The organism is Mycolicibacterium sp. 624 (genome assembly GCF_040548615.1).
Lineage (GTDB): Bacteria > Actinomycetota > Actinomycetes > Mycobacteriales > Mycobacteriaceae > Mycobacterium.
On the sequence record NZ_JBEPRZ010000003.1, the window covers coordinates 21,719 to 35,424 of the forward strand.

Here is a 13,706-nt window from a genome sequence, read left to right on the forward strand (position 1 = left end):
CGACGCGCTCGCCACTAGGCGTTCGGACTGCAGCCGACATCCACGGTTCGCGTACCCAGCCGGATCCTGAGTGGCGGCGAAGGGATTTCATCACGAAGCGGCACCGCAGTGCTGTCCTCACCCGAGTACGAGGTGTAAATGTTGATTAGCTCGGGGTAGGTCGTGGGCTTTCCGACTATGTTGTTGCTTTCCCGATAGCGATTGAGGCGATCGGCTAGCAGTAGGTAATTGAAGAGCGGCTTCTCAAGGGAGGCCACGTCGGGCCCGCCGCCGATGCGCCACGACGGTTCCCGTACTTCGAAGGTTTGAAAGAACTGGCATTCCCGGAGCGCCACAACAAGTTCGATTACTTCAGAGTCATAGTTGGGCGCGAACGCCAGGATTTCTCCGATTATGGCTCGTGCCCTATGCACGTGGAAGGTCACGACGTCCGCAACCGTGCCGTCTCGCATACCGTTCGCAGTGAAGACAACGTGGTCGGCCGCGCTGTCGGGGGTTAGCATGCCAAGCATCTCTCGGATGTTCGCCTGGGTGTTTGGGCGCGTTGTGGTCAGTACGTCGGTCTCCAGGCCCGCGGCCCTATTGAGCGATACCACAAGGTCATTCGCCTCGGCAACCAAGCGCACGATCAGGGGCCCAAGGTGACCGTAGTAATTCCGGCGGTCCCGTCGCAGGGGAATCCTCACAAGCAGCACGTAGACGATGAATGCACCGATGTATCCGATGGCTAGGTCGTAGAGCAGGCCGCCCCACTTCGCACCCATGGGAATGACCTCCGGCACGTTGGCCAGAAAAACGTGTTGTAGTGCGGCGCCCACCAACGCCACGACTACGGCACCTGTGAGCACTCTGTTCAGTCGTCGCTCGAACGCGCTCAGGTAGCCGCGCCGGTTCCAGGCCATCCATGCGTCCCAGCGTTTCGCCATGCCGCCATAATGCCCGGCAGGTCGGGCACGAACCCACTGGCCCGTCGGTGCGAGGAATTGAGAAGCAAGCGAGGCCTCATCCGAAGTCCGGTTGTAGTCGAGTCGCGACTGGATCAGGAGGGGCCGATGTCCAAGACGAAGACGTCGACGTGTCTGCGAGGAAGCTGGTGTCGAGCCTGCTCCCGAAGTTCGTCAGCCAGTGCCCCGGAATCCGGGTGTTTTTTACGCCATCCTTTGGGGCGGAGTTCGGGTGCGGTCCAGTAAATGAGGTAGAGGCCGTGAGTGAGTTCGGTGGGGTCCATGTACTTGACCACAAGTTGATCCGATAGCGCGGTTGATAGTTCGCGGTTGTTGACCAATTTGGCCTCTAGGGGCACCCGCGCAATCTGAGCTCCTCCGGAGGTGGCAGTGATGTCGATACGGGTGCCTACGCCCGCATCCTTGCGACGCGTGACCTGTATCTCGCGATCCAGGACGATGTGGGGCTTGAGACGTAGGCGCAGTTGTTCCACCAGCCAGTCAGATATCGTGTCCTCGCCCTTCGGCGAAGCGTTGCTTTTTCCGGGCTCGCCGTCCCACAGGCTTCGAAATCCTCCCCGGCGCAGGTCGTTTTGAACTTGCGTGAGCTGTTCGCAGAGCACCGTGAGTAGACCGGCACTGTCACGAATCAGTCTCGCGTCGCCGCCGTCGAGTAGTTCCATGAGCGTGACCGGAGCCAGGGGCCGCCAGTTCACCATCGCCTCGCGGATTCGCGCTTGATGCAGTAGCTGACGGATCCGGTCGCTGTCTGTTGCTGGCCGATTACTCGCGAGACTGATGAGAGCAGTGGCCATGCCACGACTCGCGATTGACTGCAATAGATGTGTCCGTATCCGACGTGCCACCGCGGCCGGGGTTCGCTCGGCGTAGTCGTGGACATCGTCGGGGTCTTGAGCAAAAGGTAGCTTGTCGAGGAGTAGACGGGCCAGGCCGGTCAGCGACTCGTCGGATAACTGTTCGGGATCGAGGTCGCGCAGATGTACGAGCGGGCCGAGCTGGTTTTGTGCGATCCATCCCTCGATCAGATGTTCCGGCTCCAACTTGACAAGTGTGGTGAACGCTGCTTCGGGGACGTCGCTTTCGCTCATTGCTGCTCTTGCGACCGCAAGCGCCACATCGGGAGCGTGCGCGACTAGTACACCAAAGGCTTCTTCACGTCGGGCCGCGGACTCGTTCGCGCTACGAGCAATATGTTCGACGGCGGTGAGCAGGCGTCCATCGGAGAAGTCGCCTAGTGGGTGGTAGGCGTACGCGATCTTGGGTATGCATCGGACCTGTTCGCGCAGCGCAACATCGATCGCCTCTTGTGCCCCCTGCGGCACCGTACCCCGAAGCTCTCGCAGCCACGACTGCTCGGTCGAGTAGTGCGACATCGCGGTAATTACCGGAGCCCACCTAACCCATGCCAATTGATCCACGTTGGGCAGTAGGTCCGGACGCTGCATGATCAGCGTCGCCACCAGGTTTGCGCCGGCCCAGTCCGGCAGAGCATCGTCGGCTGGCAGCACGTCCCGGCCGGCCCACCGGTCAACAGCGGGCGTCCTGACATTGAGATAGTCAATGCCGACGAGCAGGAGTTCGTCCTGTTCGCCCGTGCTCAATTCCGACCACAGCCGTCTACTGGTCAGATCCCAGTCGAGGTATCGGTTGGCGTCGAGGTGCTGGCCCGTCAGCGCAGCAAAGACGTACCACCAATCGCCCATGGCTGTACGGCAATGCTCGATGGCAGCGCGCAGTTTCGAGATCTCCTCGGCCAAAGAGGCGCTGTCGGCACTGCCGGCGTGGCTTACCCAGCGTGGTCGCGACGAGATGTCTTGATGGCCCAGAAACGACTTGAGCTCTTGATAGGCCGGATGGTCCTCGTCCAATGAGAGGATGCGATCGGCCGACTCGGCGTCGGCCACGTTCCAGGCCAGGTTTCGGGCCACCACCCGAGCCCGTGGAAGGGCTTCGGGCGACGCTACATACATCCAGTCAAGGAGCCAGCCGAGATCTGAAGGGGTCAGGATTCCTAAGTCGAGCACCGCCACGAAAGCGTGCTCGTGCGCGCCCAATGCGGCGGCGGCCATAGTTCGACGGAGATCCCGGTCGTCTTCGGTCTGCCACGGCAGATCGACGCGACGGCCGAGTCGATCAGTGGCCAACGCGATTCCGATTGCTTCGGCGGTTGACGGGTCCCTCGTCTCCCATGCGCGCTGGAGAAGTCCTTCGATGAGATCGTCGAATGCCCGGTCGCCCTCCTCAGGCTGACGCCGCAGTGCATCAGTGAGAGTCGGGAGAACTTCAGCGGAGGGTATGAGCGCGGGAAGCTCGCTGAGCAAGCGTTCGTAGCCACCGATGAAGTGCGGATTGAATCTAGGGCGAATAGCGCCTCGTATGAGGTGGAAGTCTACGGCGTCGGGCAGTACTGCTCGCAGCGCGGCAGCAAGGATCTCGTCCTGTGGGTCCTGCGTAGTGTCCAGTTCAAGTAGCGGCGCCAGTTCCGACCGACGGTCGCCTGGTGCCACTGCGGCGAAGGCAGTAGCCGCTTCGGCTCGGATCATGGCGGACCAGGAAGACTCGAGTGCGATGGCGAGGAGGTCGTCGGCGACCTCGTGGACGACACACTGTCGGGCAATACGACAAATCCAGAACATCACCCAGGTGCTGGATGCGCTCCTCGCGGCCTCCCGTATCTGTCCGGTCAATCCGGGATGCGATAGCACCGAAGTGTCTGCGCGCGAACCGCCTTCGAACACGCCCGCGGCCGCACCGTGAAGCAGTGCTTCAACGACGCTGCCGCGCACCTGATCGTTAGCCAACTCCAGTCCAGCCGTGCTCAGCAGATGTTTGGCGTTCTCGGCGATTACGGCATCGGGCACCGGTGCGCCCTTCGCTAACAACCAACCGAGGACTTCAATCATCGGTCCGGGAACCAGACCGTTGACACCAGCACCGAGCAGCGTGACCAGCCGTTGGCCGGCCACACCGCGTCGCCGAAGGTACGCCGCCGCGAGATACTCCGCGTACGACTGGTGCGTGAACGCCACGCTGCCCTGTCCAGCAGCGGCGAACAGCGCGGTGCCAAGTACCTCCTGAACGTCGGACACGGTTAGGGGAGCACCGGCCAGGTCAGGTTCGGCATGAGTTGGCACCGCGCTCACCGCCATCGGGGCATCGTTGACGCTGCCGGCCTGCTGGAGCGAATAGCTCCCCACGCTGCAGAATGTCGAAAATGCGGCCAGTCGTTCGGCGATCACCTGGCGCCGGTGGTCGTCGAGTTGCCCGGGCAGGCGGGTTGCACTGCCCTCGCTGAGCATTCGGTTTAAAGCGTGCTGCATGGCCATTGACCGATCTGCCGGCAGCTGTTGAGAGGGGCGCCATCCGTCGAGCAGGTTAGACGCATGCAGGGGGAGTGCGAGCAGACGGAGTAGGCCGGCTTGCTCAACGTCGTCAAGGAAGGCATCGGCGTCGCCGGCTGCCATCGCCCGGATGTCTGGGATGCCGAGAGGGAGAAGCTCTAGTTCCTCGAACCCCGGCAGGGCCGCGCGCATCCCCTTTGCGAGTGCGGGAGTCCAAGAGGCGGGTCGACAGGCGAACCGCCATGCCAGGTTGCTCATCCCGGGGCGCCCCAGAAGCTTGACCAGTACGTGTCCGATGTTGGGGTCCAATTGGAGTGCCTCGTCGATGGCATCGACGAACACGGTGACCTGCGGTGCGGCCGCCGATGCGGACTTGCCAGAAGAAAGCTGGTCGAACGCCGCGATCAGGGATTGCGTGCTGTGCATCCGAAGATCTACCGACTCACTGGCGGGCTCCCGACGTTCGATCGCGTCGATGAGCGTGGTCTTGCCCGCTCCGCCGGGTGCGAGGAGCACGTACGAACTCCGTTTGCCGACCATGTCGTCTGATGATCGAGGTCGTTCGCCCGAGTACCAGTCGTACTCCAGCATCGCGGAGTCGAGGAGTCCGTGTTGGGTGCGCGGGATCTTATTGCCTACCGGAGCTAACCGGCGGGCGATACCGCTTCTTTGCGACGCATCGTCTGTCGCTGCGTTGAGACTTGGAGGAGGTTCGTCATGGCGTGTCACTGAGGCATTTACTCGTTCTACCAGTAGCGGCCGCGAGCTTGTACGAATTGTTCGCGGTACTGGTTGAGTGCGGCCTCTGCGCGCCCTATCTCGCCGCCGAATAAGCCCGCTTGCAACGGCGACCACGACGAACCCTGAGAGGCAAGTTGATTGGTGAAATCGTCAACAGGGTTGTCATATCTGCGCGACCGCCAGGCCGACCGTCCAAACCAGTGAGATCCCCTCAACCACTGCCGATCCTCATCTGCATGACGGACATTCAGGAGATCTTCCTCCACCAGTCCTAAAAAGACCTCGGTTGCGTCAAAGGCGACGTCGTAGTCTTCGTCGTCTGGGAACTGTTGAGCAAAAGCTGGTCTCAGTATGTGGTGAAGCCAATCCGCAGTCGGTGTGTGACGCTTCGAGTAGTTCCCCTGATCAATACGCGCTTGGGTTGTCGCGAGATCCTCGCCTTGTGTTACTGAGTTGGCGAGCAGTTGAGGGACAAGGTCGGACTCGAAGGGTTTGTATGGGCTAACCGCCTCTACGAGAGCGACTTTCGGTGCCGCGTCGTAACTGCGGTCGGCGACTTGGGTACCGACAAGAAGCGCTTTGAAGTTGTCCCATTTACCTTGGCCGGAAGTTGCCATGCCGGCAGTGAAAACCGAGATGAGGGACGGGACAAATCTCAAGCCGAGCAAGTAGGTGTGCCCGCCGGCAATCTTATTGCCTTCCGCTGCGAAGGCTTTTTAGCCCCTTGATCCATGGCGATAGCGTGTCCGGAGTTCCGTAGCGTGCCGCGACTTGTAGTGACCAAACGAACGGCTCAGTGAGCGTCCAGTAATCGAGGACAATCTCGGCGGCATGGACCGCTAACTCGCTGTTGGTACCGCCCGGTGACGAGGTCGGGAACCGGTCGGTATCGCGCACTGCTGTTCGGACTCTCGCTACTTCGTCGCTGATCAGATCGTCAAGGTCTATATCTCGTGCGGTGTCGCGGATCATGTCCTTGGTCAATCGCCGCAGTTTTTCTGGCCGCTCATCCGCTGTGGATTCATTAATCGCGGTCTGGATCGACTCGTTGTCGCGGCTAGGGGCCAGCCCCATGACTTCTTTGACTGCTTCGACCAGTTGGGCGGTATTCGCGACTAGCGCCTGCCCAAATAAATCAGAGTAGTTGAGGTCTTCCAGCGTTTTGCCGGCACCGAGATCCACTTGGGGCACGGGGCCATCGTCGAAGCGAACGGGAATTAACCAAGTGCGCCCGGGCGGTCTGAGCCGCCACTCCTCTGCAGCGAGCGTGAGTTCTTCGTTCATGTAAGACCGGTCTTTGGCGCGCGACTCCTCGGAAAAGCAGGCCAAGAACGCCATTGAGCCCGATCGGATGGCTTCGCGGATCTTGGCCTTCCATTCCTCGCCGGGACCGAGATTCGAACGGTCCCGCCAGTACGGAATGTTGACGGCTTTGAGAACCTCGCAGAGCTGGTCAACCTTGTCTGAGTTCTCGTGTACGTATGAGATGAATACATGGCGCGACGGCGTCTCTTGTGCCACAGGTTCCCCCTCCGAATCGGAGGTAACACTACATACCTCCGGAAACTCGATGCCGCTGGTTTCGGAAGTACTGTCGGGGACTGAATGTCATGCGTGATACGGAACGATCTGCGCGTGTGTGAACGGCGCCCATCGCGTCTGAACTGGCATTGCCTCAGTGACCTGCGGAAACGTCTGGCGATGAGTCAGCCCCGCCGTAGGCGCGCAATGCGACCTCCACCGTGGGATCGCGGCTGTGCTGCCGGGGCAGAGGGGCATTTACTCGCCATGCCAGTTGGCGCGGACCGGTGTGGATGGCCGGGGAAGCGGGGTTCATTCTCGGCGGGGTAATACGAGAGCGGCGTCTGCAGCGCTACTTGAACGAGGAGTTGGACGGGTTCTACAGTCTCCCATAGGACTTCACCGACCCAGAGTCGCGCGCCGACATCGCCGCGTTCGCGGATAATCACGTAGCGGTGGGGGCGACAGCGGGGATGCGGGCCGTGCGTGGCAAGAAGGCGAATGACTGGGTGGCGCCGTATCTCGTCTGCTCCGACTAGGTGGATGCGGACAAGCCGCGATGGAGACCGCCGTTGGCGGGAGATGTTCGCCGCGTCCGGGCTCGGAGCCGAACAAGCGGGCCTGCCGTGCACGCTGCTCTCGGCCGTGAAACACGGGCGGTTCAGTCGGTCGGAAGTCTCGGAGTTGATTCCCACCCGCCGGTCCGTGTGCGGCGTGCGGAAGTGGCTATGCACTCCTCGGCCTACACCTCGGCCAAACGATGGTGCTCGCGGCGATCGCGACGTGGACCCATCTCCGGGCGCTGGCGCGATACGCGAACGTGCCGGAGGCGCTGGTGGAATATGGTCTGGGTGATCCGCTGGTGGAGTGGTGCGAGACCGGGTGAGTTGAGGTTCCTGATTGACCGATGGGCACTCGGGTACAGGACTGGGTGTCATACCTAGCCCTGCTCCGGCTACCCCAGGTACTTGTTGCGGAGCGCCTCAGCGCCTCCCGGCCAAACACCACAAACAATTTCCAGCAAACGTCGCTTCCGCGTCGAAGGATGGCAACCCGTATTCGGAACACCGTCTCGGATGTTGTCACAACAAGGTCGGAATCCGGCTGTCCGGCAGGGGCGCCCTGACGCCGTTCCTCCTGCTAAATGCCGTTCAGATGCATTGCAAAACAGCCTAATTCGGCTGAAGTTTGACTGGAGTTCAAAACGTTGAAGGTTTAGATCGTTTCAGCCCGACGCAGTCCAAGTCCGTTTTTCGAGATTCAGGAACGGCCGCTTTCTGCCCTTACTCGAACGCGGCACACAATCCAGCGGGGACCTCCTCTCTATACCCGGTGGGGCGCCGGCAAGGCCCCGTATTCGGTCGAATTCTGCAGCGGCACATCGTCTCGTCCGCACGCCCTCAGACAGTGAGCATCACCCAAACCGCCGCCGCGGATATCAGTACCGCTGTGCCGTAGCTGCACAGCGCGATGACACGGTCGAACCGGCCCAGTTGCAGCCCGTGCTCGATCGTGAACCGGATGCGGTGCGCGAAGTGGAACAGGGCGAGGACACACACGCCGAGTAGCACCAGTTTGGTCAGCGGATTCCGGACGACCGCCAGCAGGTGGGCATGGTCCGGGGCGTCGAGCCACCCGAGCGGAAACGCCACCCCGAACAGGAGCAGCAGGACGGGCAGAACGAGTGCGGCCACCATGCCACCGCCGCTGAACAGCAGCCACAGGAACGGCTCGGCCGACCGTTGATGCCGCGTGGATGTGCTCATGACAGGACCACCCAGGCCAGCACCGCCGAGACGACCACCCACGCCGCGTAGTGCCCCGCAAGAACCGCGCGAGCGGGTACACGGCGTCCCCGAATGTGGGGCACGATCGCGCGCGGCGCCGAACCGAACCAGGTAACCGCGTGGAGCAGAAGGAAAATCAGTGCGACAACATTGAGCGAGACCACAAACGGATTGGCACTCCAGTCCAGGAACCGAAGGTAGGAATCCTGTCCGGCGCCAATCGCACGCACCAGCAGCAGTAGATACACCACAGACCAGGCCACGAAGATGCAACTGATCTCGCGAAGCATGAACAGCCGGTATGACCGCCGCTTCGCCCACCAGAACCTGGCGATCGGCTGACGATACGCGGGCGCCGGCGTGGTCACCGCGCGCTCCTCGGGAACAGCAGCTGCTTCACCGATTGTGTTGCCGCGGTGAGCTTGTAACGCTGTATGGCGCCAGCCGGATCGACTCCCTTCGGACAGGCCGTCGAGCATTCGCCCACCAGGGTGCACGCCCAGGCGCCGTGGTCCGCCGCGAGGACGTCCCGACGGTCCGCCGCGCCCTCATCGCGCGAGTCCAGGTTGTAGCGCTGGCCCAGCGCGATCGCCGCCGGCCCGAGGAAGTCGGGGTCAAGCGCGTACACGGGGCATGCCGAGTAGCACAGCATGCAGTTGATGCACATGCTGAACTTCTTGTACTCGTCGAGTTCTGCTGGGGTCTGCAGGTATTCGCCGTCCTCGACGGACAGCTCGTCCTCGCGGATGATCCACGGCTTGACGGTCGGCAGCTTGGCGATGAAGTCGCTGATGTCGACGACGAGATCGCGGATCACCGGGAAGTTTCGCATCGGCTCGACTCGCACGGGTCCGGGTAGGTAATCCACGAGGAAGGTCGCGCACGCCAACTTCGGGTCGCCGTTGATCGTCATGCCACAGCTGCCGCAGATGCCCATCCGGCACGACCACCGGAAGGTCAGCGTCCCGTCGAGCTGATCCTTGATGTAGTTCAGGCCGTCCAGGATCGCCCACTCGCGGGTGACGGGCACGTCGTAGGCCTGCACGACCGGCTCGGACTCGATCTCCGGCCGATACCTGGAGACCTCCATGACGATTCGTTGCGCCATCACTACACCTCCCGTCGCTCGCTCGCCCCTACCTCCCGTAGACACGCTCGCCCGGAGGCCAGCGCGTGATCGTCACCGGAAGGTAGTCGACGCGCGCGGCTCCGTCGGATTCTCGATGAATCACCGTGTGTGCCAGAAAGCGCTCGTCGTTGCGTTTGGGGAAGTCGGTGCGTTGGTGCGCACCGCGGGATTCCTCTCGGCGCAAGGCGGATTCGACGATGGTCTGCGCGATGTCGAGCATCCCTGACAGCTCGAGCAGCCCCGTCAGCTCCGTGTTGAACGTGTGGCTGTGATCCTCGATCCCGACTCTCGCGAAGCGTTCCTGCAGCACCCGGATCTGGTCGACCGCCTTCGTCAGTGTGGGTCCATCACGGTAGATTCCGGCGGCCGTCTCCAATGTGGCCTGCATGTCCGCCCGGATGTCGGCGATTCGGTCGTCCCCATCGACATGGCGACTGAGCGCATGCTCCAGTCGCAACGTCTCGGTGCGTGCCTGCGCCTGAACTGAAGGTGAGGCGCCGCGGGCGGTCGTGGCGTACTCCGCGGCGGCGCGGCCGGCTCGGGCGCCGAACACCAGCAGCTCGGGCAGCGAGTTCGAGCCCAACCGGTTGGCGCCATTGATGCTGACGCACGCAGTCTCGCCTGCGGCGTAGAGCCCGGGAAGCGTTGTGGCGCCGTCGATATCGGTGTGAATGCCACCCATCATGTAGTGCACCACGGGTCGCACGGGGACCAGTTCGGTCACCGGGTCGATGTGCTGGTAGTCGCGGCACAGCTCACGCACGAACGGCAGCCTTGTGTTGATCAGGTCGGCGCCCAGGTGCCGTAGGTCGAGGTAGACGACGGGTCCGTACGGGGTGTCGACCGTCCTTCCCTTCTCCTGCTCGTGCACGAATGCCTGGGACAGCCGGTCCCGGGGCCCCAGCTCCATACTGCGCAGCTTCGGCTCGGGAGTGGGCTCGCCGAGGTCGTAGTCCTGCAGGTAGCGGTAGCCGTCCTTGTTCAGCAACCAGCCACCCTCCGCGCGCGTCGCCTCGGTGATCAGGATTCCGGTGAACGGCAGTCCAGTGGGGTGGTACTGGACGAACTCCATGTCCTTCAGCGGTGCGCCCGCCCGAAACGCCAGGGCCATTCCGTCGCCGGTCTTGATGCTGGCGTTGGTGGTGAACGGAAACACGCGCCCACATCCGCCGGTGCACACGATCACGGCGTCGGCGAGGATGGTCTCGATGCGCCCGGTCGCCAGCTCGATGGCGACAACACCGCATACCCTGCCATCGTCGAGGAGCAAGGTCGTCGCGAACCACTCGTCGTAACGCACGATGTCGGGGTAGGCGAGAACCCGCTGAAACAGCGTGTGCAGCAGGTGAAATCCGGTCTTGTCGGCGGCGAACCACGTGCGCAGCTTCTTCATGCCGCCGAATGCGCGAACGGCAATGTGGCCGTCCGGCTTACGGCTCCACGGACAGCCCCAATGCTCCAGCTGCAACAACTCGCGAGGCGCCTCGGCCACGAAGGCCTCGACCGCGTCTTGGTCGCACAGCCAGTCACCCCCGGACACGGTGTCGTAGGCGTGCTCGTCGAGGCTGTCGTCCTCGCCTGCCACGCCGGCGGCGCCGCCCTCGGCCGACACGGTGTGGCTGCGCATCGGGTACACCTTGGAGACGATCGCCACGCTCAGGAGTGGATTCGTCTCGGCGATCGCGATCGCCGCGCGCAGTCCCGCACCGCCCCCGCCGATCACCGCTATGTTGTGTGACGCCGTCATCGCGGTCGCTCACGCCTCGAACGTCTCGTGTTCGCCGGTGCGCTCGTCCTTCAGGACTTTGCCGTCATGTCGTGTGGTCCGAAAGCGCGTCGTTCCGTCGTGGTACACATGCCGGATCTCGCGGCAGCCGCAGGCGTACTTGAGGTCGTCGTATTTGAAGCCGTCATCATCACCCTCGACGTGGTGATCACCATCTACCGTGCGCCCGCAGGGCGCCTTCTGCTTCGTGAAGTGCGTCAATGTTGTATCCATCGGCCCGCCTCCTCCGATGTCAGGCGAGTGATCTAGATCACGTCACCAGGATATGCCTGCAGAAGGCTTCCGCGCGAGACCGTTCAATCCTTGGCTCTGACCAACTCGACTACGGGGATGGTGCGCGAAGTCTTGCGTTGGTAGTCGCCGAATTGCGGTTCCACGGCGGTCTGCTTCGCATATATGGCGTCGCGTTCGTCGCCCTCTAGCGTCCGCGCTGTTGACAGGAAGGCATCGGCGCCGAGTTCGACGGTGACATTCGGGTGGGCTACGAGGTTGCCGTACCAGTCGGGGTTCTTGTCGGAACCGCCCTTGCTGGCGAAGATGAAGATGCGGCCGTCATCGAGCAACGGCACCAGTGGCGATATCCGCTCGGTTCCGGACTTCGCGCCGATGTGGTGAAGCAGTATCAGCGGTTTACCGGAGAACACACCGCCGGCTGTGCCTCCCGTGGAACGGAACTCGCTGATCACCGTTCGGTTCATCTCGTCGAACTCGTGTTTGTCCATGATGTGGTCCTCTCGATTCTGCGCAAGCCCTTACGGCACCAGTAACAGCTTGCCCACGGTCTTGCGGTTCTCCATGTCTGCGTGGGCTTGTGCCGCGTCGGCCAGGGGATACTCGCCGAAGATCTGGGCCTTGAGCTTGCCCTCGGCGATCCAGTCGAAGAGCTGTGCGGTGTGGGCGCGGAGCAGGGCAGGAGTGGCGATGTGGTGTTGGAACACCGCGTAGCCGATCTTGATGCTCTTCGGCAGGCTCATGATGTCGATCGGACCGGGTCCGCCAAGCACCGGGCCGTACCAGCAGAACGTGCCCGATCGGCGCAGTACATCGAGGGACCCCTGGAACGTCGACGGTCCGGAGCCGTCATAGACGACGTGCACGCCCTCGCCTCCGGTGAGCCGCAGTGCCTCCTGCGCGAACCGGCCCTCGCTGTCGACGATGACGTGGTCGGCTCCGACGTCCTTGGCCGCGGGGACCTTGGCCTCCGAGGAGACGCGGCCGATGACGTGACCGCCGCGCAGCTTGATGATCTGGGTCAGCAGCAGCCCCAGGCCCCCGGCGGCCGCGTGGACGAACGCGGTGTCGCCGGGCTGCACCGGGTAGAAGTCGGTCGCGAAATGACTTGCGGTGAGGCCCTGCATCATCACTGAGGCAGCCACGCGGTCATCGATCGCATCGGGGATCGGCACCAGCGACGTCGCCGGAATCGCGATCCGCTCGGCATAGCTTCCCGGCGCGTACACCCAGGCGACGCGCTGACCGATTGAGATGTCCTCGACGCCCGCACCCAACGCCAGCACCCGCCCGGCGCCCTCGACTCCGAGGATCTTCGGGTCGGGAATCTCGGTCCATGCCATGCCCTGTCGCACGCCGATGTCCATGAAGTTCACGCCCGCGTAGGCGATCTCCACCAGTGCCTCGCCAGGACCCGGCGTGGGATCGGCACGCTCGACGTACTCCAGCACTTCCCGGCCACCAGCGCCGTTCATCGTCACTGCCTTCATTTCTACTCCTATCGGGAATGGTTATTCAATAATGAGAGAAAGCCGGGGCTATCGGATCGCTCGCAACGCCATGGCGGCCATCTCGGTCAGAGCGGTGGGACCCGCGCCGCCACGGCCGGCGACACGAATGCCGGAAATGTTGGCGACGAGGAACCCAACGGCGACGTCTGGATCGATGTGGACGGCAATATCGCCCTCACGCTGTGCGTCACGAATCCGCCCCGCGACGGCGGCGTGCAAACCATCCGCCAGTGCGTCGTTGATCTCTGCGAGGTCGGGCCGCGATGCGCCGAACTCGCAGATCGAGCCGACACCAAGGCACGGTTGATCAGCAGTTTCGACCACCCGGCGCAGCATCGCCTCGATGCCGTCGATGGCGCGCGGGCCACTTCGTAGGGCATCGAGGTGGGCAGCACACTCACCCATCCCGTACCGCCGAACCGCCGAGCAGTAGAGCTGCCACTTGTCGCCGAAGGTCGCGTAGAGGCTCTGTCGCCCGATCCCCATCGCAGCCACCAGCATCTGGGCCGAGCTGCCCTCGAAACCATGCTCGCGAAACACGCCAATCGCGGCGTCGAGCGCGGCATCCGCATCGAACTGACGGGTTCTGGCCATACGTTAACCATAGCTATGCTGGAATGATCGTTCAAGTAATTTGGCGAAGCCAAGCGAGTTCTTCATGTCCGGGGACAGGGTGCCCGGAGCCGAAGTGCCC

General features: G+C 62.9%; 12 protein-coding genes. All 12 read right to left on the reverse strand.

What is annotated here, in order from left to right:
- Positions 1 to 14 precede the first annotated feature (14 nt).
- Positions 15 to 926, reverse strand: a complete 912-nt coding sequence (locus ABIA65_RS13030) for a hypothetical protein (protein ID WP_354523791.1) — start codon at positions 924 to 926, stop codon at positions 15 to 17.
- Between the two features lie 113 nt (positions 927 to 1,039).
- Positions 1,040 to 4,897, reverse strand: coding sequence for a DUF8371 domain-containing protein (locus tag ABIA65_RS13035; RefSeq protein WP_354523792.1), 3,858 nt, complete (start codon positions 4,895 to 4,897; stop codon positions 1,040 to 1,042).
- A 155-nt stretch (positions 4,898 to 5,052) separates the two neighbouring features.
- Positions 5,053 to 5,664, reverse strand: coding sequence for a hypothetical protein (locus ABIA65_RS13040; RefSeq protein WP_354523793.1), 612 nt, complete (start codon positions 5,662 to 5,664; stop codon positions 5,053 to 5,055).
- 73 nt (positions 5,665 to 5,737) lie between these two features.
- On the reverse strand, positions 5,738 to 6,568 hold the full coding sequence (locus tag ABIA65_RS13045) for a toll/interleukin-1 receptor domain-containing protein (protein WP_354523794.1): 831 nt from the start codon (positions 6,566 to 6,568) through the stop codon (positions 5,738 to 5,740).
- Between the two features lie 1,400 nt (positions 6,569 to 7,968).
- Positions 7,969 to 8,334, reverse strand: a complete 366-nt coding sequence (gene frdD / locus ABIA65_RS13050) for a fumarate reductase subunit FrdD (protein ID WP_354523795.1) — start codon at positions 8,332 to 8,334, stop codon at positions 7,969 to 7,971.
- Positions 8,331 to 8,723 (reverse strand): succinate dehydrogenase/fumarate reductase transmembrane subunit, encoded by a 393-nt coding sequence (locus ABIA65_RS13055; RefSeq protein WP_354523796.1) that lies wholly within the window; start codon positions 8,721 to 8,723, stop codon positions 8,331 to 8,333. Before ABIA65_RS13055 ends, frdD begins: the two co-directional genes overlap by 4 nt.
- Positions 8,720 to 9,463: a succinate dehydrogenase/fumarate reductase iron-sulfur subunit gene (locus ABIA65_RS13060; protein ID WP_354523797.1), complete on the reverse strand. Its 744-nt coding sequence runs from the start codon at positions 9,461 to 9,463 to the stop codon at positions 8,720 to 8,722. The genes ABIA65_RS13055 and ABIA65_RS13060 overlap by 4 nt, the downstream gene beginning before the upstream one ends.
- 28 nt (positions 9,464 to 9,491) lie before the next feature.
- A complete protein-coding gene (frdA, locus tag ABIA65_RS13065; RefSeq protein WP_354523798.1) occupies positions 9,492 to 11,231 on the reverse strand; it encodes a fumarate reductase (quinol) flavoprotein subunit in 1,740 nt (579 codons plus the stop codon).
- Positions 11,232 to 11,240: 9 nt separating this feature from the next.
- Positions 11,241 to 11,483: a hypothetical protein gene (locus tag ABIA65_RS13070; RefSeq protein WP_241405040.1), complete on the reverse strand. Its 243-nt coding sequence runs from the start codon at positions 11,481 to 11,483 to the stop codon at positions 11,241 to 11,243.
- 83 nt (positions 11,484 to 11,566) lie between these two features.
- Positions 11,567 to 11,992, reverse strand: a complete 426-nt coding sequence (locus ABIA65_RS13075; protein WP_354523799.1) for a nitroreductase family deazaflavin-dependent oxidoreductase — start codon at positions 11,990 to 11,992, stop codon at positions 11,567 to 11,569.
- A 30-nt stretch (positions 11,993 to 12,022) separates the two neighbouring features.
- Positions 12,023 to 12,991, reverse strand: coding sequence for a quinone oxidoreductase family protein (locus ABIA65_RS13080; protein WP_354523800.1), 969 nt, complete (start codon positions 12,989 to 12,991; stop codon positions 12,023 to 12,025).
- Between the two features lie 48 nt (positions 12,992 to 13,039).
- A complete protein-coding gene (locus ABIA65_RS13085) occupies positions 13,040 to 13,606 on the reverse strand; it encodes a TetR/AcrR family transcriptional regulator (protein WP_354523801.1) in 567 nt (188 codons plus the stop codon).
- Positions 13,607 to 13,706: the final 100 nt, after the last annotated feature.